The organism is Shewanella submarina, from assembly GCF_042646185.1.
In the GTDB taxonomy this organism is placed as follows: Bacteria; Pseudomonadota; Gammaproteobacteria; order Enterobacterales; family Shewanellaceae; genus Shewanella; species Shewanella corallii.
On sequence record NZ_JBHRTD010000006.1, the window covers coordinates 893,834 to 917,483 of the forward strand.

Annotated in this window: 22 protein-coding genes and 1 other RNA gene; 9 read left to right on the forward strand and 14 right to left on the reverse strand. The window is 50.2% G+C overall.

Translation table 11 applies throughout. The features are described from left to right. The first annotated feature begins 206 nt into the window (after positions 1-206). On the forward strand, positions 207-2,090 hold the full coding sequence (locus ACFOE0_RS06885) for a SurA N-terminal domain-containing protein (protein ID WP_248934884.1): 1,884 nt from the start codon (positions 207-209) through the stop codon (positions 2,088-2,090). A gap of 119 nt (positions 2,091-2,209) precedes the next feature. Here the strand turns inward: ACFOE0_RS06885 and ACFOE0_RS06890 are convergent, their stop codons facing one another. From ACFOE0_RS06890 to pspF, 8 genes are all read right to left on the reverse strand, one after another. Beyond that, the gene (locus ACFOE0_RS06890) at positions 2,210-2,419 is read right to left on the reverse strand and encodes a TOBE domain-containing protein (protein WP_115135604.1); all 210 of its coding nucleotides are present in this window, start codon (positions 2,417-2,419) and stop codon (positions 2,210-2,212) included. A gap of 140 nt (positions 2,420-2,559) precedes the next feature. Beyond that, positions 2,560-3,762: an enoyl-ACP reductase FabV gene (gene fabV / locus ACFOE0_RS06895; RefSeq protein ID WP_248934883.1), complete on the reverse strand. Its 1,203-nt coding sequence runs from the start codon at positions 3,760-3,762 to the stop codon at positions 2,560-2,562. Between the two features lie 127 nt (positions 3,763-3,889). Next, positions 3,890-4,681 (reverse strand): peptide ABC transporter ATP-binding protein, encoded by a 792-nt coding sequence (locus ACFOE0_RS06900; RefSeq protein ID WP_115135602.1) that lies wholly within the window; start codon positions 4,679-4,681, stop codon positions 3,890-3,892. Next, positions 4,662-5,672 carry an oligopeptide/dipeptide ABC transporter ATP-binding protein gene (locus ACFOE0_RS06905; RefSeq protein WP_248934882.1) on the reverse strand — a complete coding sequence of 337 codons (1,011 nt, stop codon included), beginning with the start codon at positions 5,670-5,672 and terminating at the stop codon, positions 4,662-4,664. Before ACFOE0_RS06905 ends, ACFOE0_RS06900 begins: the two co-directional genes overlap by 20 nt. Position 5,673: 1 nt before the next feature. Then, positions 5,674-6,564, reverse strand: a complete 891-nt coding sequence (locus ACFOE0_RS06910) for an ABC transporter permease subunit (protein ID WP_115135600.1) — start codon at positions 6,562-6,564, stop codon at positions 5,674-5,676. Further along, positions 6,551-7,582, reverse strand: coding sequence for an ABC transporter permease (locus ACFOE0_RS06915; RefSeq protein WP_248934881.1), 1,032 nt, complete (start codon positions 7,580-7,582; stop codon positions 6,551-6,553). Before ACFOE0_RS06915 ends, ACFOE0_RS06910 begins: the two co-directional genes overlap by 14 nt. Beyond that, positions 7,582-9,210, reverse strand: coding sequence for an ABC transporter substrate-binding protein (locus ACFOE0_RS06920; protein WP_248934880.1), 1,629 nt, complete (start codon positions 9,208-9,210; stop codon positions 7,582-7,584). The genes ACFOE0_RS06915 and ACFOE0_RS06920 overlap by 1 nt, the downstream gene beginning before the upstream one ends. Positions 9,211-9,316: 106 nt before the next feature. Next, positions 9,317-10,387, reverse strand: coding sequence for a phage shock protein operon transcriptional activator (pspF, locus tag ACFOE0_RS06925; RefSeq protein ID WP_248934879.1), 1,071 nt, complete (start codon positions 10,385-10,387; stop codon positions 9,317-9,319). Between the two features lie 175 nt (positions 10,388-10,562). Between pspF and pspA the strand changes: the two genes are divergently transcribed. From pspA to ACFOE0_RS06955, 6 genes are all read left to right on the forward strand, one after another. Next, complete coding sequence (pspA, locus tag ACFOE0_RS06930) at positions 10,563-11,252, forward strand: phage shock protein PspA (protein ID WP_248934878.1); 690 nt, start codon at positions 10,563-10,565, stop codon at positions 11,250-11,252. Positions 11,253-11,275: 23 nt separating this feature from the next. Then, complete coding sequence (gene pspB / locus ACFOE0_RS06935) at positions 11,276-11,515, forward strand: envelope stress response membrane protein PspB (RefSeq protein WP_115135595.1); 240 nt, start codon at positions 11,276-11,278, stop codon at positions 11,513-11,515. Continuing rightward, positions 11,502-11,897, forward strand: a complete 396-nt coding sequence (gene pspC, locus ACFOE0_RS06940; protein ID WP_248934877.1) for an envelope stress response membrane protein PspC — start codon at positions 11,502-11,504, stop codon at positions 11,895-11,897. Before pspB ends, pspC begins: the two co-directional genes overlap by 14 nt. An 87-nt stretch (positions 11,898-11,984) precedes the next feature. Next, the gene (locus ACFOE0_RS06945; RefSeq protein WP_248934876.1) at positions 11,985-13,406 is read left to right on the forward strand and encodes a YcjX family GTP-binding protein; all 1,422 of its coding nucleotides are present in this window, start codon (positions 11,985-11,987) and stop codon (positions 13,404-13,406) included. After that, a complete protein-coding gene (locus ACFOE0_RS06950; RefSeq protein ID WP_248934875.1) occupies positions 13,403-14,494 on the forward strand; it encodes a TIGR01620 family protein in 1,092 nt (363 codons plus the stop codon). Before ACFOE0_RS06945 ends, ACFOE0_RS06950 begins: the two co-directional genes overlap by 4 nt. Positions 14,495-14,616: 122 nt before the next feature. Continuing rightward, the gene (locus ACFOE0_RS06955) at positions 14,617-15,801 is read left to right on the forward strand and encodes a trans-sulfuration enzyme family protein (protein WP_248934874.1); all 1,185 of its coding nucleotides are present in this window, start codon (positions 14,617-14,619) and stop codon (positions 15,799-15,801) included. 72 nt (positions 15,802-15,873) lie between these two features. On the opposite strand, the gene ACFOE0_RS06960 is transcribed toward ACFOE0_RS06955, so the two are convergent. Then, a complete protein-coding gene (locus ACFOE0_RS06960) occupies positions 15,874-17,265 on the reverse strand; it encodes a DASS family sodium-coupled anion symporter (RefSeq protein ID WP_380711703.1) in 1,392 nt (463 codons plus the stop codon). Positions 17,266-17,651: 386 nt separating this feature from the next. Between ACFOE0_RS06960 and ACFOE0_RS06965 the strand changes: the two genes are divergently transcribed. Together ACFOE0_RS06965 and ffs are read left to right on the forward strand one after the other, a co-directional pair. After that, the gene (locus ACFOE0_RS06965) at positions 17,652-17,960 is read left to right on the forward strand and encodes a ComEA family DNA-binding protein (protein WP_248934873.1); all 309 of its coding nucleotides are present in this window, start codon (positions 17,652-17,654) and stop codon (positions 17,958-17,960) included. A 165-nt stretch (positions 17,961-18,125) separates the two neighbouring features. Beyond that, positions 18,126-18,222, forward strand: an RNA gene (gene ffs, locus ACFOE0_RS06970) — signal recognition particle sRNA small type. Between the two features lie 117 nt (positions 18,223-18,339). Here the strand turns inward: ffs and ACFOE0_RS06975 are convergent. The 5 genes from ACFOE0_RS06975 to dinG are packed head-to-tail and all read right to left on the reverse strand — an operon-like array spanning position 18,340 to position 23,501. Next, positions 18,340-19,245, reverse strand: coding sequence for a histone deacetylase family protein (locus ACFOE0_RS06975; protein WP_248934872.1), 906 nt, complete (start codon positions 19,243-19,245; stop codon positions 18,340-18,342). After that, positions 19,245-19,958: a DUF2057 domain-containing protein gene (locus tag ACFOE0_RS06980; protein ID WP_248934871.1), complete on the reverse strand. Its 714-nt coding sequence runs from the start codon at positions 19,956-19,958 to the stop codon at positions 19,245-19,247. The genes ACFOE0_RS06975 and ACFOE0_RS06980 overlap by 1 nt, the downstream gene beginning before the upstream one ends. A 10-nt stretch (positions 19,959-19,968) precedes the next feature. After that, positions 19,969-20,631 (reverse strand): primosomal replication protein, encoded by a 663-nt coding sequence (locus ACFOE0_RS06985; protein ID WP_115135586.1) that lies wholly within the window; start codon positions 20,629-20,631, stop codon positions 19,969-19,971. Beyond that, positions 20,628-21,401: a sulfite exporter TauE/SafE family protein gene (locus ACFOE0_RS06990; protein ID WP_248934870.1), complete on the reverse strand. Its 774-nt coding sequence runs from the start codon at positions 21,399-21,401 to the stop codon at positions 20,628-20,630. Before ACFOE0_RS06990 ends, ACFOE0_RS06985 begins: the two co-directional genes overlap by 4 nt. 24 nt (positions 21,402-21,425) lie before the next feature. After that, entirely contained in the window at positions 21,426-23,501 is a 2,076-nt protein-coding gene (gene dinG / locus ACFOE0_RS06995; RefSeq protein ID WP_248934869.1) for an ATP-dependent DNA helicase DinG, read from the reverse strand. Positions 23,502-23,650 lie beyond the last annotated feature (149 nt).

Below are 23,650 nucleotides of genomic sequence, written 5' to 3' on the forward strand. Positions count from 1 at the left end.
AACGGTTCAGCCCCAGAGGCTGTCGTATGATGAAGCACTGCCTGGCAGTGCTTTTTACGAATTGAAGGATGGTGATTTTATTGATTGGATGGCCATCCGGTATGAGTGCTTTAAATGAGTTTCACATACCAGGTATTAAGGCGCTTTCACCTCAAAGTGAAGCGCCTTTTTAATTTTTACTTCAATCGCAACGAGCGAGAAATCTGATGTTAGAGAAGATCCGCGAAGGTTCACAGGGCGTGATTGCGAAAAGCATTCTTATCCTGGTGATATTGTCTTTTGCATTTGCCGGTGTCAGCAGCTATCTGGGGTCCTCTTCAGAGGTGCCAGCGGCCACTGTTAACGGGCAGGTGATCAGCAGCGTAGAGCTGGAGCAAGCATACCAAAATGAGCGGGCCCGCATGGAGCAGCAACTGGGTGATATGTTTGATGCCCTGGCTGGCGATGAGAGTTATTTGGCTAACCTGAGAAAGTCGGTATTGGACCGTCTGGTTGCTCAGGTACTGGTCGAGCAGGCTGCCAATGAACTGGGATTGCGCGTTTCAGATGCGCAAATCAAGCAAGCTATTACATCTGAGCCTGCGTTCCAGACCGATGGTCAGTTTGATAACAACCGCTATATCTCTCTGTTGGCTCAGTTGGGTTACCAACCAGCAGCATTCAGTGAGATGATGCGTCAGGACCTGACCTCAAACCAGCTGATCTCTACCCTGGTTGGCAGCGAGTTTGTACTGGCTGATGAAGCTCAGCAACTGGCTGAACTGCAGGGACAGACCCGTAACATCCAGTACAAGGTGGTTGATGCAGAGCCTTTCACCAAAGATGTGAAAGTGACCGAAGCTCAGGCTAAAGAGTTTTATGACGCCAACCAGGCACAGTTTGTCAGCCCAGAGCTGATCAGCCTTGAGTATGTTGAGCTGAATATTGCGGATTTGGCGAAGAATGTTCAGATCAGCGAAGCCGATGCCGAGCAGTACTACAATGAGCACAAGTCTGCTTATCAGACGCCAGAGAAGCGCCTGGCAGCCCATATTCTGATTGCTACCGGTGATGATGACGCTGACAAAGCCAAGGCTGAAGAACTGCACAAACAGCTGGAAAATGGCGCCGATTTTGCTGCCTTGGCCAAAGATAACTCCAGTGATCAGTTCAGCGCCGAGAATGGTGGCCAACTGGATTGGTTCGAAAAAGGTGTTATGCAGCCAGAGTTTGATGAAGCACTGTTCTCCCTCGCCGATATTGGTGGCATCTCTCCAGTTGTGAAAACTGACTTCGGTTATCACATTATCAAACTTGATGATGTTCAGAAGAGTCAGACTGCCCAGTTTGCTGATGTGAAGCAGCAGGTTATCGATCAGCTGAAGGAAGATAAGGCCAAGGACGAGTTTTATCAGTTGGAACAGACTCTGCGCAACGTGAGTTACGAGATCCCGGATACGCTGGCTGATGCTGCTAAAGAAGTGGGCGCTGAGGTTAAGAAAACCGGCCTGTTCCCTCGTAACAATCCGCCAGCGGCACTGTCTAATGCAGAAGTGGTTAAAGCCGCATTCTCAGACCCGGTGTTACTGAATGGTGAGAACTCGGACGTCATTGAGTTGGCTCCGAACCATGCTGTTGTAGTCCGGGTAGCGGAACACAAGAATGCCGGTGTTGAAGCTTTTGCCGATGTTAAGGCTGACATCGAAGCACGTCTGGTGCAGCAGCAGGCCAATGATATGGCCCGTAACCAAGCTCAGGCTCTGATGACTCAGGTTAAGAATGGCGACACTGTTACCATGGAAACCCGTACAGAACTGGGGCGTTTTGCTCAGGACATGGACCCATCTATCGTAAGCAAGGCTTTCCAGATGGCGACTCCGGGTGCAACTCCAACAGTTGACACAGTTGCACTGGCGCAAGGTTATGCAGTGGTTGTGCTGGATAAGGTGAATGCTGCTCAGGGCATCAATGACACTGTATTGGACGCACTGAAACAGCGTTTGAATTCTGAGTATGCCAATGCTGACTATCTGGCTTTGGTAGCCAACCTGAAATCCAAGGCGGAAATTGAATATCCTGTGGTGGAAGAAACCACTACAGAACTTCAATAACTGTCTCCAGTAAGAAAAGGCCGGCGTATGCCGGCTTTTTTGTGTCCTGGATTTATCGATTTATCACAAGACATAAAAAAACGCGGCAACGGCCGCGTTTATCTGCAATGCAGGGAGAATTACTCTACGCCTACCATTACGCTGCTAGCCTTGATGATAGCGCAGGCGTTGCCACCAACGGTCAGGCCCAGGCGCTCACAGGAAGCTTTGGTTACTACTGCAGTCAGTTCAACGTTAGGTGCCAGTTCGATGGTCACTTCGTTGTTAACCACACCTTCTTCGATAGCTTTGATGGTACCGGTCAGGGTGTTACGCGCACTGATTTTCATAATTTTGCTCCAGCAAAAAAAGAGTGTAATACGACTATATTACGTTAAGGAAAGCTCCGGTATCCACCGGAACCGAGCGGTGCGATTCTTCCATAAAAAATGCCGCTGTGATAGCGGCATTTTTTAATTTAATTAATTAGTTAGAGTTGAATCACATCAAACTCTACATATGGGTTCACGTCGGCATCATAGTCGATACCGGCAACCCCAAAACCAAACAGTCTGAGGAACTCCTCTTTGTACTCACGATAGTCAGCCAGTTCACACAGGTTCTCAGTGGTCACCTGAGGCCAAAGATCACGACAATGCTGTTGGATATCGTCACGCAGCTCCCAGTCATCCAGACGCAAACGGTTGTCGCTGTCGACTTCTGCTGCGCTGCCGTCTGTTTTGTATAGGCGCTGGCTGAACATACGATAGATCTGCTCCATGCAGCCCTCATGTACACCTTGTTCGCGCATCTTCTTAAAGACCATGGCGATATACAGAGGCATTACCGGAATTGCGGAGCTGGCCTGGGTCACGACACTCTTGAGTACAGCGACGTTGGCGCTGCCGCCTTTGGCAGACAGCTGCTCATCAAGGGCATGAGCGGCGCGGTCCAGGTCCATTTTGGCCTTACCCAGTGCACCGTGCCAGTAGATAGGCCAGGTGATCTCTGTGCCAATATAGGAGTAAGCCACTGTTTTACAACCATCAGCCAGAACTCCAGCTTCAGATAGCGCTTTGATCCACAGTTCCCAATCCTGGCCACCCATTACGGTCACAGTATCTGCGATCTCCTGCTCTGTAGCAGGCTCAACAGTGGCTTCAATGATGGTGTCTTTGTTGGTATCCACCGCAGTGGCAGTGTAGGCTTCGCCAATTGGCTTCAGTGAAGAGCGGATCACTTCACCTGTATCAGGCAATTTACGTACCGGAGAGGCCAGTGAGTAAACCACCATATCAATCTGACCCAGGTCTTCCTTGATCAGTTCAATAACCTTGTTCTTGGCTTCGTGACTGAAGGCATCACAGTTGATGCTCTTTGAGTACAGACCTTCTGCCTTGGCAAACTTATCGAAAGCGGCGGAGTTGTACCAACCCGCAGTGCCAGGCTTGGTTTCGGTACCAGGCTTTTCGAAAAACACGCCTATGGTGGCAGCATCACTGCCGAACGCGGCAGCAATACGTGAAGACAGCCCATAACCACTGGATGAGCCAACAACCAGAACACGCTTGGGACCATTGGCAATCTTGCCCTGGGCTTTGGTGTAGTTAATCTGTTCCAGCACATTGGCTTCACAGCCGATCGGGTGAGTGGTTGTACAAATAAAACCACGAATTTTTGGTTTGATAATCATGTGATAGCTTCTTCCGTCAACATGGGCAATAGGATAATGAGTTCAACCACAAAATGGCACTGCTTTTTGGGAAAAAGCGCCTGCTTGCCCAGTGGTTGGAGCAGTTGCAAGTCACTCAGGTGACTGTTTATGCGGGCCGGCGGTTAAGAATTGCCTGCTGCTCTGCCAATAATCTTTGGGTGTATTCGTGCTGAGGATTGTCGAACAGATCGGCGGTTTTAGCCTTTTCCACGATTTGTCCCTTGTGTAACACCATAATCTTGTCACTCACCTGGCGAATAATACTCAGGTTGTGAGATACAAAGATGTAGGACAATCCCAGCTCACGCTGCAGTTTCAGCAGCAGGTTCAGGATCTGGGAGCGTACGCTGAAATCCAAAGCCGTCAGAGCTTCATCGGCGATAATGATTTTGGGGTTCAGCATGAGTGCCCGGGCTACTGCGACCCGCTGCTTTTGCCCCTCAGAGATCATATGAGGGTAAAAATCCGCATGTTCGGGAAGCAGACCGACCTGCTTGAGTTTTTCAAATACCTTACGCTGACGTTCATGCTTAGTATCATCGGTATTGAATCGTAACGGCTCTTCCAGCAGCTCTCCAATGGTCAGTCTGGGATTCAGAGAGGTGTTTGGATCCTGGAATATCATACGGATAAGCTTACATCTTTGCTTAATATCCCGTCTCTCAAGGCTTTCCCCTTCAAACAAAATCGCACCTTCAGAACGCTTTTCTGCGCCAACCAGAATACGTGCTAGGGTACTCTTACCCGAGCCTGCTTCCCCCACCACAGCCAGGGTTTCACCGGGTTGTAACTCAAACGAGATATCACTCAATGCCTGGGTGTACTGGCGTCGCAAACGGCGATAGCCACTGAAATACCGCTTGCTCAGGTTGTTAACTTTAAGAAGCGGTGTGGTCATGTTTGTTCTCGTCATAGCGGATAGGGAAGTGGCAGGCGCAATACCTGTCTTTTTCATGGATCAGCAAAGGCTGGGCAACGCACTGCTTGCGTGCGGAAGGGCACCTCGGGCCAAGACGACAACCTATGGGCAGATGCTGTAGAGCCGGTGCCGAGCCCTGCAAGCTTGGCATAAAGGCCTTATGGGCATGTGGGTTGGCTTCGTTGGGCAGGTATTCAAGCAAAATTCGGGTATAGGGATGACGTGGGCTGTTGATAAGCTCAGAGGTCACACCTGACTCCATCACCTGGCCCGAATAGAAAACTGTCAGTCGGTCACACCAGTGGGTCAGAGTTTCAATTTCATGGCTGATAAGCAAAATAGAGACGCCATGAACCTGATTCAGTTTGGCCAGTAAGCGGAAAATCTGGGCCTGGGTGGAAAGCTCCATCGAGGTTGTCGGCTCATCGGCGATAAGCAGTCTGGGCTTATTGGCCAGAGCAATGGCGATCATCACCTTCTGGCATTCACCTTCAGAGATTTCCCAGGGGTAGGCTTCCATCAGATCATCAGGGTTCTTGATCCCCACTTTATGCAGCCATTGCTCTGCGATCTGACGTTTATATTTTTTCTGCTGCCAGAACTTAAGTTCTGCATTCTTCGGCATAGCTTCAATAATCTGAGAGCCGACGCTGCGCGCCGGGTCGAGACTTCCCGAAGGGTCCTGGAAAATCATCGCGATATCCGACCCCATCAAAGCACGGCGCTCTTTACTGTCGAGCTCAAGCAGGTTTTTGCCATCCCACATCATGCGGTCGACAGTAATAGTCCAGTTATGACCTGGAATCCCCATAATAGCCCGGGCCAACAGGCTACGCCCTGAGCCTGACTCACCCAGCAGACCATGGACCTCACCCGGATTCAGGGTGAGACTGACCTTCTCAAGTGCCTTAACCCGGCCGTGAGGGGTATCCAGTTCTATGCTGAGGTTGCGAATATCAAGTAATGGCATATCAGTTTCTAATCGGCGTCAGCGCCGATCTCAATCCATCGCCAACCAGGTTAATGGCCAGCACAGTAAACAAAATTGCAAGTCCCGGCAGGGTGACCAGCCAGGGCGCTATCAGCAGGTTATCAACCCCCTGGGACACCATAGCTCCCCACTCGGGGCTGGGTGCCTGAGCGCCCAGTCCCAAAAAGCCCAGGGCTGCAATATCTAGGATGGCAGCTGAAATCGCCAACGTGGTTTGAATAATCACAGTGTCCCACACGTTGGGCATAATCACATACCAGAAAATCTGCAGTGAATTGGCTCCATCCAGACGGGCGGCGGTGACATACTCTTTTTGCAGTTCTTCATGAATTGCCTGATGAATCGCCCTGACAAATTGGGGGGTCAACGCCAGACCGACGGCCCAGAAGATATTTTCAAGACCCGGGCCGGTTACGGCGACGACCAAGATTGCCATCAGCAGGGATGGAATAGACAGCAAAGCGTCAAGCAGGTGAGACAATACGCTGGATTTCAGGCCCCGGGTCATACCTGACAGCGCACCGATAACAAACCCTAAGCCCAATGCCGTGGCTACAATCAACAGCGCCATGCCGAATGTCAGCTGCGCGCCATAGAGCAGTCGGCTGAAAATGTCCCGACCCAGATCATCTGTCCCGAGGAAGTGCTCTACTGTACCCGCAGGATCCCATGATGGTGGCAGCAGCATGGCTTTAGGGTCCTGCATTTCAGGAGAGTAGGGGGCGATAAGTGGCCCGAACAGGGCGATAATCAACAGAAAAATCACGGCCCAGAATCCCGCCAGCGCAAAGGGATTGGCTGAAAACGCTTCCCACAATCGTCGGCTCGGAGACGGAATATGGTCTTCCTGATAAATACTAATTCGTGGCATAAAGTTCTTTCCGGCTCAGAGGGTTGGTGGCCGTGTGTAATACATCAATCAAAATGCTCATAAAGATAATCAGCAGGGCAACAACCATGATGCCACTCTGAATCACTGTATAGTCTCTTTGGTAAATCCCCTGCACCAGCCAGGCTCCAACACCCGGCCATGAGAAAATCACCTCAACTACAATGGCGTAGCTGGTAAAGGCACCCAGCATTAACCCCATACTCTTCAGTACCGGAATAAGAGCGTTTGGCAGTGCGTGGCGAAGTACAATCATGGCGGTACTCAAGCCCCTGGCTTCTGCAGCTCTGACATAGGTTTGGGTCATCACATTGGCCATAGCAGCACGTGTGATACGTACGACCACAGTAAAGGGGAATACCGCTAATGTGGTAGCCGGCAAAATGATATGCAATACCGCGTCTTTGAACGCTGACATACTGTAGGGGGTATCCGCAATCAGGGTGTCTATCAGTACAAAGCCAGTCACCCTTGGGATTTCATAGAGCAGGTTAAGCTGACCTGAGATGGGCAGCCAGCCAAGTTTTACACCAAACCAGAGTGACAGGGACAGGCCAAGCCAGAACACGGGGATCGAATAGCCGGTCAGCGTCAGCGCCATGATCACATTCTGCGTGGCTTTACTGTTACTCAGGGCTGCCAGCACACCAATAGGGATACCCAATGCCAGTGCCATAAGCGAAGTCACAATAATTAACTCGAATGAGGCGGGCAGTACATCAACAAGCTCTCCGGCAACACTTTGTTGGGAAGTCATGGAGATACCCATATTACCGCCCAATCTTTGTTGCAGAAAAGCGACGTATTGACTGAAGCCTGAGCCATCCAACGCGTAGGCTTTGATGGTTTGCTGTTGCTGTTCCTGAGTAGGTTGTTCTACACCGGTCAGCGCAACGCCAAGGTCGACAGGAAACATACGGGTGGCAAGAAAAAGCACCAGCATCAGTACGGCGGATGTTGCCAGGAACAGGTTTAGTCGTCGCAGTAGGTACTTGGCCATTAGTTGGCGGTCTCCGCAATCTTAATGGTTAAATCGGCGAAGGCGATGCCGCCAAAAGGAGATACAGGAAGTTGCATCACATTGTTCCGCTTCAGGGTCTGCTTTTGCGCATGGGCCAGGCTCACCAAAGGCATCTGGCTTTTCATTATGCCTTCTGCCTCCTGATACAGAGTGGCACGTTCAAGTTTTGACGTGTTCTGTCTGGCCTGACTGATAATTTCCTCAAACTGCGTATTGCACCAGCGGGATCTGTTGGTACCACTGGCGATGGAGCCACAACTGAGCAAAGGCGTAAAGAAATTATCCGGGTCACTGTTGTCGGCGTTCCAGCCAATCAGCACTGTGTCATAGTCGCTTTGATTCAGCTTCTGGGTAAAGACACTCCAACCGTAACTGATAATATTGACCTTGACCCCTATGTTGGCCAGATCAGACTGGATAAGCTCGGCGGTTTTCAGGGAGTTTGGATTGTAACTGCGGCCAACCGGCATGGCCCAGATGTCCAACTCCAGATCTTTGATACCGGCTTGCTCAAGTAACTTTATCGCTTGCTTGGGGTCATATTCCTGCGCTTTGAGACTGTCATTGTATGCCCAGGAGGAGGGTGGCAGTATGCCCCGTGCTTCGACGCCGGTATCCCGATAGACAGCTCTGAGGATATTTTGCTTGTCGATAGCCATAGCCAGAGCCTGTCGTACATCTACATTATCGAAGGGGGGCTTTTGGGTATTGAATGACCAGTAGGCGACATTCATCGCCGGATCAGACTGCACCTGTAGCGTCTCATGCAGTTCAATGACTGGAAGCTCTCCGGCTTTGGGCAGGGCGGATACACTACAGTCGCCGGTAATCAACTTGACGAGGCGGGTGCCGCTTTTAGGGGTAATATCAAACACCAGCATTTCCAGCTGAGGCGATTTGCCCCAGAATTCCGGGTGACGGTGATAGCGAATATGATCGTTCTTGACGTATTCGGTCATGCTGAACGGGCCTGTACCAATAGGGTACTGGTCAATTAACTCAGGACGTCCAGCCAATAGCAATTGATCCCCATACTCTTTAGACAACACCACTGCAAAAGCGCTGGAGAGATTCGACAGGAATGACGCATCAGGATCGTGAAGGGTAAAAGCCACCTCATAATCGCTGATTTTATCTATGGATGCGATTTGCGAAGCAAAACCAATACTGTCGAAGAATGGATAACCGGTTTTGGATATAGCGTGGAACGGATGCTTGTCATCTACAATGCGCTGAAAGCTGAAGATCACATCGTCGGCATTGAAGGTGCGTGACGGTGTGAAGCGTTCAGAGCTGTGAAACTGAACTCCCTGCCTGAGCGTGAAGTTATAAACCAGTCCATCTTCGGAAATATGCCAGTTGGTGGCCAAAGCCGGGACGATAGCACCCTTGTCGGCAGCATAGTCTACCAATCTGCTGTAGATTTGGTTTGAAGTAGCGTCCAGTGTGGTACCGGAGGTGGAAAGCTGGGGGTTAAATGACTCAGGATTACCCTCTGAGCAATATACCAAACCGGCAGGAACCTGTTCCGGGGTACATCCGGTGGCCAGTGCCGTCAGGCAAAGCGCTGTGATGGCATGACGCCACCTGGGGGTCGGCAGTCTCATTAATTCATCAGTTTTTAAAGGTTTGAGTTGCCATTTTAGCAGTCAGGGTTCAGCTCGGGCAATGCCGCAAGTGTCCCCTGACAAGACTAAAGCTGATTTATATCAACTATCCCTTCTCCAGAAGGTTGTACTTTTTCAAAATACCTCTGAGTTGGTGATAGCTTAGCCCCAGCATATCGGCGGTTTTCTTCTGGTTAAACTGGGCTGCTGCAAGCGCCTGATTCAGCAATTTGATCTCTGCATTTTCACAGTGAGATTTAAAATCGATGGGGAAACACACTGACTCACTGGTTTGAGGTTCGCTTTGAGCTTCAACCGTTTCTGTCTCTTCCTGATTGGACTGCTTGTCTCCTGATACCCTGCGTTCCAGGGTTTTAACCCGCTTCCTGGGGCGGTAAGGCGAGTCAAAGGGGTCCAGAATAATCTCTTCAATGGGCTCATCACTGCCTGCATTACGGTAGACCGAACGCTCAATGACGTTTTTCAGCTCACGGATATTGCCCGGCCACTGATAATCCAACAGCAACTCTTTGGCCTGTTTGCCGAAGCCCTGGAAGTATTCGAGTTTTAATTGCCTCGCCATGCCGATAGCGAAATACTCTGCAAGCTCCATGATGTCTTCACGCCTGTTACGCAGTGGTGGCAGAGTAATCACATCAAATGCCAGTCGATCCAACAGGTCTGCCCTGAACTCTCCCGCCTCGGCTAAAGAGGGTAGATCCTCGTTGGCAGCACAGATAAGCCTTACGTCTGTGCGTATGGTTTTACTGCCACCCACACGTTCAAACTCACCATATTCAATCACCCTCAGCAGTTTTTCCTGCACCAGTCCTGAGGTGTTTGCCAATTCATCGAGAAACAGGCTGCCACCATCCGCACGCTCGAACCGTCCCTCGTGACGATTTTTGGCTCCGGTAAAAGCGCCTGTTTCGTGACCGAACAATTCACTTTCCAACAAGCTTTCCGATAAAGAGGAGCAATTAAGCTTAATAAACTGCTGATCCCAGCGGCTGGACAGATAATGGAGACGTTCAGCAATCAGTTCTTTACCTGTACCCCGCTCGCCAATAATCAATACAGGTTTGGTCAGGGGAGCAATTTGTGATACATGTTCAAGCACTTCCAGCAATGCGTTGGATTGGCCGACGAGATTATCTTGTTTGAATTTATTGGGCACTTTGGGCTTGGTCTAAGACGCTAATAATTGGTGAAAATCATAATAGGGTGACTGAGCAGCAAAATAAAGGCTTGTGTGAAAAAAGTGTTAAGTCTATGAATTTTATTGAAAATCAAAAGTTGGCACGGTCTGTGTATTATCTTGGTCGTGAGTAACAACAATTGAGGACAGAATTATGGGTATTTTCTCTCGTTTTGCAGACATCATTAATTCCAACATCAGCGCTCTGCTGGATAAAGCGGAAGATCCTGAGAAAATGGTGCGCCTGATTATTCAGGAAATGGAAGACACTCTGGTAGAAGTGCGTTCAACCTCAGCCAAGGTGCTGGCAGAAAAGAAAGACTTGCTGCGTCGTATCGAACGCATGGAAGGCCAGGTACAGGATTGGCAGGATAAAGCGGAACTGGCACTGACCAAAGACCGCGAAGACCTGGCTAAAGCCGCACTGGTTGAAAAACAAAATGCAGCTCAAACCGTCGATACGCTGAAAAAAGAGCTGGAAGTGGTGGAAGAGCAAATTACACGACTGAAAGAAGAGGTCACTCTGCTGCAGGAAAAGCTGGCTGACGCCAAAGCCAGACAGAAGACCATCATTATGCGTAAGCAAACAGCGTCTTCACGTCTTGAGGTGAAAAAGCGTCTCGATTCAACCAAAATTGATGATGCCATGCTTAAGTTTGAACAGTATGAGCGTCGCGTTGAAGGCCTGGAAGCTCAGGTAGAGTCTTACGAGCTGGGCAAAAAAGGCACCAAAGGTAACCTGGCAGACGAGTTTGCCGCCCTGGAAGCTGAGGATTCGGTCAATGACGAATTGGCAGCCCTAAAGGCAAAAGTTGACGCCAAAAAGAAAAAATCAGCCAAGTAATTAAGAATTTTCGGAGGTGAGTTATGGATATGGATCTGCTGATAGCCCCGATTATTCTGTTCATGATAATCGTGGCCCCTATCTGGTTGGTTCTTCATTATCGCAGCAAGCGACAGGTGAGCCAGGGACTCACTGAGGAAGAATTTGAACAGCTGAATAACCTGGTTCATCAGGCAGAAAAGATGAATCAACGCATAGAAACCCTGGAGTCCATCCTGGACTCCGAAAGCCCGGAATGGAGGACACGTCATGACCAATCGTGAATCGAGAACTCTTTACCGGGACCCGAAAGCAGGCAAAGTTGCAGGTGTATGCGCAGGGATTGCAGAGTACTTTAATCTGGAAACCTGGTTGGTTCGGGTGGTAGCGGTATCAATCTTTCTGCTGGGCGGTTCTGGAGTCATACTGATTATCTATATCGCGCTGTGGATGATCCTGGATATCAAACCCCAAAGTCCTCAATCAGGATCAGACTTTGGCGATATCGGAATCAAGAAGAAAGTTTGGCAGGCAGGTGAACCCGCCAAACAGGCTCTCAGAGACCTTAATGCCCAGTTTAATTCGCTGGAACAAAGATTGCGTAAGATGGAACACCATGTCACTTCAGATCAATATGATTTGAAAAGACAAATCAACAATCTTTAATATGAAAAATCAAACAGGGCGGGATTCACCGCCCTGTTTTTTTCTATTACCTTTAATCTGGTTCAATCACTCTTCGAAGTTAAGTCAATGGCGAAAATCCGCAATGCATTCGAGTCTTTATCAAGACAATCTAAACAACTGGTGAAACGGGGCGCAGACAGGCATCTGAGATTGGCTGTCACAGGTTTGTCCGGTGCCGGGAAAACAGCATTTATCACAGGTTTGGTTCATCAGCTCACCTCTGAGCAGGTAGGTAAACACTTACCTCTGTGGCAGGTTTGTCGCAGTGACAGATTGGTGGGAGTTCGTCGTGAGATGCAGCCGGATCTGGATATTGCCAGCTTTGATCTGCAGGGGGCATTGAACTCACTGGAAGCTACGCCACCCTTATGGCCAGCTTCGACCCGTAATATCAGTGAACTCAGGTTGGCGATACGCTACCGGCCTGTACAGGGATTACTGGGCAAAATGACCGACTCGGCGACCCTGTACCTGGATATTATTGACTACCCGGGTGAGTGGTTACTTGATCTGCCCATGTTGAAATTGGACTTCGGAACCTGGTGCCGTCAGCAAAGCCTGAGGGCGGAAGTGTTGGCATCGTCTCCTGAATACCCGTCGTTTCTCAAGGCGTTGAAGTCTATCGACCTGGAAGCTGAAGCCAATGAGCAGCAACTCAGAGAGGTCGCCGAACTGTATCGGGCACTGCTGTTGGATCTTGTGATGAACCAGGGCTTTTATCAGGCACAGCCCGGGCGCATGTTGTTACCGGGAGATCTTGAAGGTACGCCATTGCTGACATTTTTCCCCATTTTGAGCAGCGACGTCAGCCAATTTGAAAGGCTGGAGCAATCAGCCAAATCCAGCGCCTATCAGGTGTTGAAACTCAGGTATCAGGAGTATGTCAGTAAGGTAGTTAAACCTTTCTACCGTCATCACTTTGCTCATTTTGATCGACAGTTGGTGCTGGTGGACTGTCTTACGGCGTTGAATCGTGGTCGGGCTCAATTTGATGATATGACAGCAGCCCTGAGTTCAGTACTGGACAGCTTTCAGTTTGGGAAATCCAACCTGCTGCGTCGTCTGTTTGCCCCGCGTATTGACAAGTTGCTGATTGCCGCCAGTAAGGCGGACCATGTCACCATGGATCAGCAGTCCAATCTTTTACATTTGCTGGGTGATGTACTTAAACAAAGCCGCCATGCTGCCCATTTTGACGGTTGTCAGGTGGAAACCATGGCGATAAGCGCTATCAGGGCGACTACGTCTGGTAGCGTGTCAGAGCAGGGAGAAATGCGACAGGTTATTCAGGGACATGCCCTGGAAAGCGGAGATTTGTTGACCCTGTTCCCGGGGGAGGTGCCACGTTATCTGCCTAAACCAGACTACTGGGAGAGCAGAGGATTTGAATTTACCGCTTTCCGACCTGCAGATAAGCCAGAGTCCGGAATGCAACACCTCAGGCTGGATCACCTGCTTGAGTATATGCTCGGAGATAAAATGCGATGAGTGAAGATAAACAGAACTCTCCGTCGTCATTCAAACCCAGACAAGTGTTCGACAGTTCAGCCACTGAGATCAACTCATCTGAAAAGGATACCTTATTGCCTGCGCGTGAGTATCGGGCCGAACTGCTTGAGCCGGAAGAGGCTACGGAGCAACTGACGGAGGAGTCCGCTCAAAGACTCTCCGTAGAGCCTATATCAGGACGTCCCCGGATTTCCGGATTGGGTAAGTTACTGCTGGCCTCATTGAGTCTGTTGTTGGGCGTTGAAATGGTTTTGACACTGGAAGCAGCCTGGAATAATTCTCCCTGGCTGTTCTCCCTCTATGCAGCTGTTAGTGGTATCGCAACAGCTTGGTTGGGCAGAGGATTGTGGCGGGAGTACAGACTGCTTCGCCGTTTGAAACTGAGTGAGCAAAACCGGCTGGCGGCAGAGCGATTGTCTCAATCAATGCAGCAGGGAGAAACTGAAAGGTTTATCGAGCAGGTGTGTGCCCACTTACCTGCTTCAACCGAACTTGAACGATTTTATCAGTCCAGAAGGGAAGACCAGAATGACGCTGAGCAGTTGCTGCTGTTTGATGAGCTGGTGCTGTCACCGGTGGATAAACGGGCGAGGGCGGTAGTACGTAAATATGCTGGTGAGTCTGCACTTCTGCTGGCGGCCAGTCCGCTGGCGGTACTGGATATGGCTCTTATCATGTGGCGAAATCAGAAAATGATCCGGGAAGTGGCCGCTTGCTATGGTATTGAGCTGGGCTATTGGAGCAGGGTCAAACTGGTTAAGGGCATTATCAGCAATATCCTCTATGCCGGTGCCACTGAGGTGGCGTTGGATTTGGGCAGCCAACTGCTGTCTATGGAAGTGACGGGTAAACTGTCCGCACGTTTGGCCCAGGGGCTTGGTGGCGGGCTGCTGACGGCACGCCTTGGGTATCAGGCTATGGCTTTATGTCGTCCTCTCACCTTCAATGAAGCCAGTCGTCCCAGATTAGGTCAGATGCACAGAGAATTGCTGAGCGAACTAAAGAGCTTTTCTGCCAGTGTTCTGAACAGTGAAAAGCCTAAAGAAAGTGCTGGTCGTAACAAATGATTTACAATTCATGTGGGTGAGATTTGCCCTCCTCAGTGTCGCCGCCTTTTTAACCTGAGTATGTTTATGGCAGGTGCCGAACAAAGACCTCAAATAAAACATTGGCGCACCGGGGAGTAAGCATGAAGGAATCAAGCAAGTGGCAACTACCGACCCTGAGTATTCATGGTGGCCACGAAAGGGATGCCAGTGGCGCTTTGGTGTCGCCACTGCATCAATCGGCAACATTTGCATTTGAAAACGCTCAACAGGGCGGTGCCAGATTTGCCGGAGAAGAACCGGGGTTTATTTACACCCGATTGGGAAACCCAACCGTAGCTGAACTTGAGCGCAGAATGGCCATGCTCGAGCGGGCCGAAGCTGCTGCAGCAACAGGTTCAGGCATGGGCGCTGTGGCGTCAGCCCTGCTTTCACGTCTGTCCAGAGGCGACCATCTGGTGGCTTCCAATGCGGTCTATGGCTGCACCTTTTCTTTATTGACCGAGATGTTCACCCGCTTTGGCATCGAAGTGACCCTGGTGGATTTCGATGATATCCAGGCGGTGGAGGCGGCAGTCAATCAACAGACAAAAGTGATTTTTTGTGAGACCCCGGTAAACCCCCATCTGGCTGTCTATGATCTTTCTGCGATAGCTGGTGTTGCCAAAAGACACGATCTTTTCAGTATCGTCGATAACACCTTTATGACCCCTTTGCTGCAACAGCCGCTGACCTTTGGCATAGATATGGTGATTCACAGTGCGACCAAGTATCTCAATGGTCACGGTGACGTCGTAGCCGGTATTGTATGTGGCAAAGCTGAAGATATTGAAAAGGTGAAGTTTGAGGTAATCAAAGATCTGGGGGCTGTTATGTCACCCAATGATGCCTGGTTGATACTTCGAGGGTTAAAGACGCTGGATGTCAGGGTGCAAAGACACTGTGACAATGCCGAGAAGGTCGCCCGTATGCTGGCGGGTCATCATAAGGTCAGTCAGGTGTATTATCCGGGCCTGCCTCAGCACCCGAGCTATCCCTTGATGGGGAAACAGATGCGGCGTGGCGGCGGTGTTATTGCTTTTGAGCTGGATGTGGATTATCAACAGACGATTGAGTTTGTGAACACACTTGATCTGTTCACTATTGCGGTAAGCCTGGGGGATGCTGAATCTCTTATCCAGCATCCTGCTTCCATGACCCATTCTCCTTACACCCCGGAAGCCAGAGCGGAAGCCGGTATTGGCGACAGCTTGTTGAGGATATCTGTAGGGCTGGAGTCGGTAGAAGACTTACTGGAAGATCTGAATCAGGCTTTGTCCAGATTATAATTTGGCCCCAGCAGCCGATTAAAAAGCCCCGCGTTGCGGGGCTTTGTTGTTTATTGGTGCTGCCATGTCCGATTAGATGCCCCAGAACAGATGAGCAATCGCATACAGTACCAGCATACTGATGATATTGATGACCAAGCCTGCTCGCATCATCTCTGATTGCTTGATAAAGCCAGAGCCATAAACAATGGCATTGGGAGGTGTGGCTACCGGCAGCATAAAGGCACAGGAAGCAGCAATACCAATCAGGACAGACAGCATGACAGGAGACAATCCAAGTGCTTCAGCGATTGCGGCAAACACGGGCACCAGCAGGGCGGCACTGGCGGTGTTGCTGGCAAATTCAGTCAGCATTACGACAAAGAAGATAACCACGAATACAAACAGTGCCATATGGGTGTTACCAAAGATATCCGTCACCATATGCGCCAGGAATACTGAGGTGCCAGTTGCCTTGAGTATGGCGCTTAGGGTCAGGCCGCCGCCGAAGAGAATAAGCACGCCCCAGTCAGTGGTCTTCTCAATCTTTTTCCATTCCACCAGGCCCAGGCCCGCCAGCAATACTACGGCACTCAAGGCCACTATGGTGTCAAATTGAGGAATGCCGCCCAATGCTTTGGACAGAGGTTTGGAGAATATCCAGCACAGCACGGTTGAAATAAATATGGCCAGAGTCAGTTTGCCACTCAAGGTCAGTTTGGCTTTCTCCTCAGTGACTTCGCACACTACTGAAAGGTCTGGTTTGAAGTAGAAATACAGCGCTATCAACATGGCTGGCAGCAAAATGGCCACTGTGGTCAAACCGAAAGAGAGCCAGTCTGCGAAGCTTAGCCCGGCCTGCGCCGCTGCAATGGCGTTTGGTGGACTGCCCACCAGAGTACCAATACCGCCAATGTTGGCTGAATAGGCGATACCCAACAGCATAAACAGATAAGTCTTGTGATGGGTGTTGGCATCCAGTTGTCTCAGGATCCCCAATGCCAGCGGCAGCATCATAGCGGTAGTTGCGGTGTTGCTGATCCACATGGATAAACCTGCGGTTACACCAAACATCAAAATACATGCGGTGGATAGCTTTCCTTTTGACGCCTGCAGCACTTTTTGAGCGATCAGTTTATCAATGCCCTGGGCGTTAAGGGCTGCGGCCAACACAAAACCACCAAAGAAGAGGTAAATGATGGGGTTGGCGAAGTTACTCATGGCCGCTTTGGTTTCAAACACCCCAAACAGAACTGCCAGAATGGGCACCAGAATTGCGGTAACACTGATATGAATCGCTTCTGTCAGCCAGAGGATTGCAGCGAACACCAGAATCGACAGGCCGATATTAACCCCTGGCTCGAACGGTAGCAGATATTGCAGTGCGAACAGCAGCAGGATATCCGCAACCAGAATAATCATGTTGCGCTTTTGCATTCCGTTGTCCTGTGGCGGCTGAGGAGCCGTCTCCCCACTGGTTGGCATAGACATGGTGACTTCCCTTGTAATTTTTATAAGAGCTGTAATGTAGGGGAAATTGCTGAGGTGGAAAAGTGGCCGATTGTGATCCGGTACTTACCGAATAATGACAGAACTGATGTGAACGACATCTTAAGTCGTTAGAAATTGTGAGGTTTGCGGCAATGTGATGTTGATTTAATTACAACAATTCATTTGAGCTCGCTTGAGGCGGGAGTAAAAACTGAGCAGCTGAAAATAAATTAGCAGTGAAAAACTGTGATGCGGATCTCTGTTGTCGCTTTTGCATTGGTGATGCGTGTCACGCATTGGCGTATTTCAAAAACCTGAACTAAGGTTTGTTTTGATTCAATCGCCAGGGAGTATCGGCATCCACTTATCAAGGAGTGATTATGAAACTCACCAAAACACTGTGCCTGTTAACCGCTTTACTTCTGCCCGTAACTGCTGCCGTTCAGGCCAAAGAGCCCAGCGAACTGAAGAACAAGCCGGTATCGCAAGGATACGCCATGCGCATCCAACTGAACACTGCGTCTGTCACACAATTGCAAGCCTTGAAAGGGGTAGGTGAAGCCAAGGCGAGGGCAATCATAGAATACCGGGAAGCTCATGGTGGTTTTAAATCAGTAGATGAGCTGACCAAAGTCAAAGGTATTGGAGACAAGATACTGAAGGATAACAAAGGGCTGATCAGCCTGTAGTTTGATCTGAAAATACCCAAAAGCCTGCTTGATGCAGGCTTTTTGTTTATCCAGTAAACAGTCAGACCCGCTATTGCCGATATTTAAGGAATTTCTCTTGATCACTCAAGGCGGTTAAGTAATAATGCCGCCGTTGTCAGCGAGCTGACAAATTCTGTGGTGGCCCCAGGGTCCCCCCGCAATGATAACCTGTGAACTCGGCCAGGCCCGGAAGGGAGCAACCGCAGCAGGCGACTCGTGTGCCGGGGTGTGGCTCTGGGGCCATCTCCATTTCCAGGCCTCGTCAAAAGGCTTACTTCTCAATTTCCCAAGTGTCCTTCTTTAAGTATCCAGCTCTGTTATCTGCATTTGGCTTTTAAAGCGGGTAGGCTAAGGCTGATTATCCAAAGATTTGATTGGCGGCAAAAAACAGCTGACTGTGTCTTTGGGTCAGTGCCATGGGATCTTTGCTGTATCCACCACCAATCACTGCGGCAACAGGGATATTATGCTCACTGGCGGCCGACAGAATGATGCTGTCCCTTTTGTACAAGCCCTCTGTGGATACCGAAAGATAGCCGAGATCATCATCCTGGTGTATGTCGACACCGGCATCGTAGAGCATCAAATCCGGCTGGCACAGCCTGATGAGGTAAGTCGATACTGATTCGACCGTCGCCAGGTACTCGCTGTCATCGCATCCGTCAGCAAATTCAATATCATGATCAGAGAGCTGTTTGCGGGCCGGGAAGTTACGACCGGCATGGAATGAACAGGTAATAATATCACCGTAGCGCTGGCCCATTGCTGCTGTGCCATCTCCCTGATGTACATCGCAATCAAGGATCAGCACTTTATTGGCTCTGCCTGAGTCGATGGCACTGCGCGCTGCCAGAATAAGGTCGTTGAACACACAAAAACCACTGCCAAAATCTGTGTGAGCGTGGTGATAGCCGCCACTCAGGTGCAGAGCTGCGCCATATTCAAGTGCCTGCATAGCGGCCAGTTGTGTACCGGCCACAGCGTGTCGGGTTCGCTCCAGCAGTTGTTCACTCCATGGAAAGCCGATACGTCTCATTACCCTGGGATCAAGCTGGTTATTGAAAAAGCCGTGAACATAATCCGGGTGATGGATAACCCCAAGTTGCTGTTCATTCACTGGTGTGGGACTGACAAACTGTGAGGGTATGGCATGACCATTGGCCATAAGCCAGTCTCTTAAGTGTTGGTATTTGGAGACGGGAAATCTATGATTGGGAGGTAACGCCAGCTGGGAGTAGCTGGCGTGATACACGAGTGGGATCATTAAAGCTGTTTGATTGCCCAGCTCATAAACTGTTTGCGGGTCTGCTCATCAGCCTGCAACCACCAGTACTGCAGCATCTGCTCGGCGTGGGCTGCGCTGTTGGGATTGGCAGCAGGAGCGGATTGAGGACCCTGAGTTGGGTTCACGACCTGTTGCTGAGTAGCTGCTTGTGGCACAGCAGCAACCTGAGCCACTGGTTGTTGAGTTGCCACGGCGGCAGTTGCGGTCGCTGCTGCGGCTGCCTGAGTCACGTTGACGCCAGAGTTATCACCCAGCAGGCGGGAGATAAAGTTGCTCTCTTCCAGATCTGTATATTCGACGCTGTATGCGACTTTACCGCCATCATCAGCAATCAGTTCAATCTTTGGTGCTTTGGCGAATTTTTCCGGATATTTCACAACATCACTGCCGGCAGGCTTGAGCTTATACTCACCATCCTCAGTCGCGACCATAGTCACAATGAAAGGGGCGGACTTAATAAAGCTCTGGCTGTCACTGAAATCATCCTCTACCAGTTCATGATAGCGAATCGCAATTTTGTGCTCGCCAGCCGGGAGATGCAGATCGGCTTTGTGGTTAAACAGGCTGGATTCTATGGTCTGTCCATCCATCGCCAGATACTCAAAGCTCATGGGAATGGACAGGTTGCCAGCCAAAGCCGATGCGGGGCCAAACAGGGCCAGCAGCGCGGTCACAGGCAGTAACGATTTCATTGTTGCTCCTTTAACGGTTGTAATCTTTAAAAGGCCGTTCCAGCAATTGGATGCGATCTTCGATATAGCTGATTGCCTGGCGACATTTCCCCAGGCGGCGATGCATCGCCAGTATTTCGTGCTGAAGATTGATTTTGTCAGTATTGGGACAATTATCAAGAGCCATATTGAGTTGCGCAATTTTTTGCTCAATTCGTTTGGCCCAGTTCAAATGTTTGTTCAGTTCATCATAGAGTTGATGGCTGTTTTGCATTACAGATGAGGCAATCCAGTCAAACCCTGACGTTTGGTGACGATTAGCCTGTTGCTTCATATAACGGGCACGTTTACTGTCACGGGTTTGGTTGGCATCTTTGATATTGACATCTGTGGTCGCGAGCGCCCGTTTCAGTGCGGCGAATCTGTCCTGAATACGTTCACAGCTGAGGCGAATAAGATCTGCACTCAGCCCCAGTTGCAGTTGTTTTTCCAGGTTGCCAATCAGTTTGCCCAGTTGCGGAATGCAGGGCCCTAGGCGTCCCCCTGTTTGATGAAACAACTCATGGTTGAATCGCTCGACATCCTTAAGCAGTTTGCTGTCCTTTTCCGGTAGATTCTGATCGTGGCGCAACACTTCCTGCTCCAGGCTGCGAAGCTGAGTGCGCAAACGACGAATAAGGTCTTGGTGTTTCAAAACCAGGCTCTCCAGGCAAGGTTGGCAGCAATAAGAATCACTATGGTAATAAACAGTGGACGAATAAAGGGTAATCCGAACTTAATGGCAAAGCGGGCACCGATAAAGGCACCGAACATCATGCAGACGCCCATGGCCAGCCCCAACTGAATATTTACCAGTCCCAGCGCCAGGAAGATAGTGAGGGAGGTCACATTACTGATAAAGGTCATTGCGCGCGCAAGGCCAATACTGTGCAGCACAGGTAATTGGTACAGCCGGGTCGAGGAGACAGTCCAGAAAGCCCCTATCCCAGGGCCGGCAAAACCGTCGTAAAAGCCAAGGGGCAAACCGTGAAGCCATTGTGTTTTGGATGCCGGGGCAACATTGGGAGGCTTACACTTATCACATCCCATGGCTTTGGGATTCAGCAGGGTATAGAGCGCGATGATAATGATGATCAGTGGCAACAGCTTATCCAGCACACTGTTGTCGACCACAGAAACAATAAAGGTACCGGCAACCGCCCCCAGAAAACAGGCTACACCTGCGTTATACCAGAATGCGGGTTTAAAGAAGTGTTTTCTGTAATAGGTCCAGGCTGACATGCAGGAGCTGAAACTGGAGGCCAGTTTATTGGTACCCAATGTCATATGTGGAGGCAAGCCCAGAGTCAGCAAAGCCGGGATTGAAAGTAAGCCACCCCCTCCGACCACGGCATCGATAAATCCTGCAATAAACCCGACAGCAGCCAGAATGGCCAAACTGCCGGGATCGGCTAACAGTTCCAAGCTAATCCTTTATACCTGCTGGTATTATTCAATGACCCGTCGATAGGGAGGCAGGGCATCGAGAAGAGATGCGCCATAACGTTTGCTGATCAGGCGGCGATCCAGAATGGTGATACGACCATAGTCCTGCTCTTTTCTCAACAATCTACCACAGCTTTGGATCAGTTTCCGTGAAGCATCGGGAATTGTGAGCTGTAAAAAGGGGTTACCGCCCTTGAGCTTAATATATTCAGCATGAGCTTGCTCAACAGGTGAGGTAGGCACCGCAAACGGCAACTTAGTGACAATCAGGTTGGTCAGGTAGTCGCCGGGCAGGTCGAGACCTTCGGAGAAACTGCCTGTACCAAAGATAATGGATGATTCTCCATCGTCACAGCGCTGTTTATGTTTTTCCAGCAGCTGTTGTCTTGGCGCTGTTCCCTGTATCAACAAAGGTTGTTTCAGTTTGCCTTCGACCAGCTCGACCACTTTTTCCATCTGCCAGTAGGATGCAAACAGCACCAGCGTCGAGGTTTCATCCTCGGTCAACTTAAGAATGTGTTCAGCCAGCTCTGCCGTGTATTTATCGTCCGTTGGCTCGGTGCGCATTTTGGGCAGAAACAGGGTGGCATTATTTTCAAAGTCGAAAGGGGACTGAAGTGCCAGGTAGCGACTGCCGTCATTGAGAGACAAGCCCACCTGATGGGCAAAGTGTTCAAATCGGTTCAATGCTCTCAGGGTCGCACTGCACAGCACTACGCCAGCAGCTTTTTCCCACAGCATGGACTCCAGCATAAAGCCCACCTCGATAGGTGATGCACACCAGAGGTAATCCACCTGCTTGCCACCTGTGAGTTGCTCAACCCAGCGAGCCAGAGGAGCCCCTTTGCTGTTATCCTCACGGGCAACCATCTTCCAAAGCTTGGACAGGTTTTCCAAACGCTGGAGCATAAATCCGCACTCTGTCATCAAGGCATCGGCCTGGTGTTTTGGCAGTTCGCCATCTTTAATCGCTTCGGTCAAAACCGATTGCATCTTGTTGAACTGCTTCAGCGCAAGATTGGAGCTGGTGGCCAGGTTTTCTGTCAGAGGTTTGATGGCGTCCGGCAGTTTACCGTGCTCAAACCGCATTCTGCCTTCACCATTGGCAAATTTACTGGCCTGGGTATCGCAGAAGTTGGCCATCTGATTAAGTTGGGTGGTCAGATCGGCGGCATAGTCCTGCAGCATCTGCACCGGCGAGATGATATGGGTAGTTTTAAGCTGATTTTGCAACTTGGCACTCAGCTTAATCATCTTCTCCAGCCAATCGGTAGCACCACGCAGGGTTGCCTGGCCACTGGAGAAGCCCCTGGCGACAACTGGCAGATGGTGTGCTTCGTCTATGACGTAGTACATATCTTCCGGGTCGGGCAGGATAACACCGCCCCCCAGTTCCAGATCGGCAAACAGCAGACTGTGGTTGGCAATCAGCACATCCCAGCTATCGATATCTTCCCGGGCTTTATGAAATGGGCAGTGTCTGTGGCTGGCATTCTGTCGATGACAGCTGTGCTTGTCACAGGCGATTTGTTGCCACAGATGATCCGGGATAGGTGTTTTGAGCGTGTCCAGTTCACCATTCCAGCGGCCTTCATGATAGTCCTTGAGCAAGGTTTGCAGCATGTCGACCTGGCTTTGATCCGGTTTGGTTTGCCACATCGCCATCTGCATGCCGTTATCACCGCCGATCAGCATCTCCAGTTTGGCCAGACAGACATAACGCTGACGTCCTTTTACCAGACCAAACTTAAAGTCGAGTTCGGAGTGTTGCAGGAAAAAAGGCAGATCTTTGTGCAGCAACTGCTCCTGCAGCGCCACTGTGGCGGTGGCAATACATACTTTCTTCTTGCTGGCCAACGCCAGAGGAATGGTGCCGAGAATGTATGACAGGGATTTACCGATACCTGTTCCGGCTTCCACTACTATGATGCGTCTGTGCTTGTCGTACTCCCCGGCCAGGGTTTTGGAAATCTCTGCCACCATATAGTTCTGTTCCCGTCGGGAGCGGAAGTTAGGCAGTGCGGCCGAAATGGCTTTATAGATGGTACGGATCTGGGTTTTGACTTTGTCAGACAGCATGCAGGTACAGGGTGGTGGAAAATGCTGTATAGAATAACAGTAAACTTGGTTGGCGGGAATCCACAGTGCAACAATCCGGGGCAGACAAGGAGTCAAATTTCCTGCTAGGTTACAGGCTGATACACCTTGCTGAGTGATTTACTTTTTAT

What these genes read in the sequence shown, in the direction of transcription:
- ACFOE0_RS06905 (WP_248934882.1), bottom strand. Translation starts at nt 5,672, where the DNA reads ATGCCATTACTTGATATTCGCAACCTCAGCATAGAACTGGATACCCCT.
- pspC (WP_248934877.1), top strand. Translation starts at nt 11,502, where the DNA reads ATGACCAATCGTGAATCGAGAACTCTTTACCGGGACCCGAAAGCAGGC.
- ACFOE0_RS06890 (WP_115135604.1), bottom strand. Translation starts at nt 2,419, where the DNA reads ATGAAAATCAGTGCGCGTAACACCCTGACCGGTACCATCAAAGCTATC.
- ACFOE0_RS06955 (WP_248934874.1), top strand. Translation starts at nt 14,617, where the DNA reads ATGAAGGAATCAAGCAAGTGGCAACTACCGACCCTGAGTATTCATGGT.
- ACFOE0_RS06910 (WP_115135600.1), bottom strand. Translation starts at nt 6,564, where the DNA reads ATGCCACGAATTAGTATTTATCAGGAAGACCATATTCCGTCTCCGAGC.
- ACFOE0_RS06980 (WP_248934871.1), bottom strand. Translation starts at nt 19,958, where the DNA reads ATGAAATCGTTACTGCCTGTGACCGCGCTGCTGGCCCTGTTTGGCCCC.
- ACFOE0_RS06950 (WP_248934875.1), top strand. Translation starts at nt 13,403, where the DNA reads ATGAGTGAAGATAAACAGAACTCTCCGTCGTCATTCAAACCCAGACAA.
- fabV (WP_248934883.1), bottom strand. Translation starts at nt 3,762, where the DNA reads ATGATTATCAAACCAAAAATTCGTGGTTTTATTTGTACAACCACTCAC.
- ACFOE0_RS06885 (WP_248934884.1), top strand. Translation starts at nt 207, where the DNA reads ATGTTAGAGAAGATCCGCGAAGGTTCACAGGGCGTGATTGCGAAAAGC.
- ACFOE0_RS06960 (WP_380711703.1), bottom strand. Translation starts at nt 17,265, where the DNA reads ATGCCAACCAGTGGGGAGACGGCTCCTCAGCCGCCACAGGACAACGGA.
- ACFOE0_RS06945 (WP_248934876.1), top strand. Translation starts at nt 11,985, where the DNA reads ATGGCGAAAATCCGCAATGCATTCGAGTCTTTATCAAGACAATCTAAA.
- ACFOE0_RS06900 (WP_115135602.1), bottom strand. Translation starts at nt 4,681, where the DNA reads ATGACCACACCGCTTCTTAAAGTTAACAACCTGAGCAAGCGGTATTTC.
- pspA (WP_248934878.1), top strand. Translation starts at nt 10,563, where the DNA reads ATGGGTATTTTCTCTCGTTTTGCAGACATCATTAATTCCAACATCAGC.
- ACFOE0_RS06965 (WP_248934873.1), top strand. Translation starts at nt 17,652, where the DNA reads ATGAAACTCACCAAAACACTGTGCCTGTTAACCGCTTTACTTCTGCCC.
- ACFOE0_RS06920 (WP_248934880.1), bottom strand. Translation starts at nt 9,210, where the DNA reads ATGAGACTGCCGACCCCCAGGTGGCGTCATGCCATCACAGCGCTTTGC.
- ACFOE0_RS06975 (WP_248934872.1), bottom strand. Translation starts at nt 19,245, where the DNA reads ATGATCCCACTCGTGTATCACGCCAGCTACTCCCAGCTGGCGTTACCT.
- dinG (WP_248934869.1), bottom strand. Translation starts at nt 23,501, where the DNA reads ATGCTGTCTGACAAAGTCAAAACCCAGATCCGTACCATCTATAAAGCC.
- pspB (WP_115135595.1), top strand. Translation starts at nt 11,276, where the DNA reads ATGGATATGGATCTGCTGATAGCCCCGATTATTCTGTTCATGATAATC.
- ACFOE0_RS06915 (WP_248934881.1), bottom strand. Translation starts at nt 7,582, where the DNA reads ATGGCCAAGTACCTACTGCGACGACTAAACCTGTTCCTGGCAACATCC.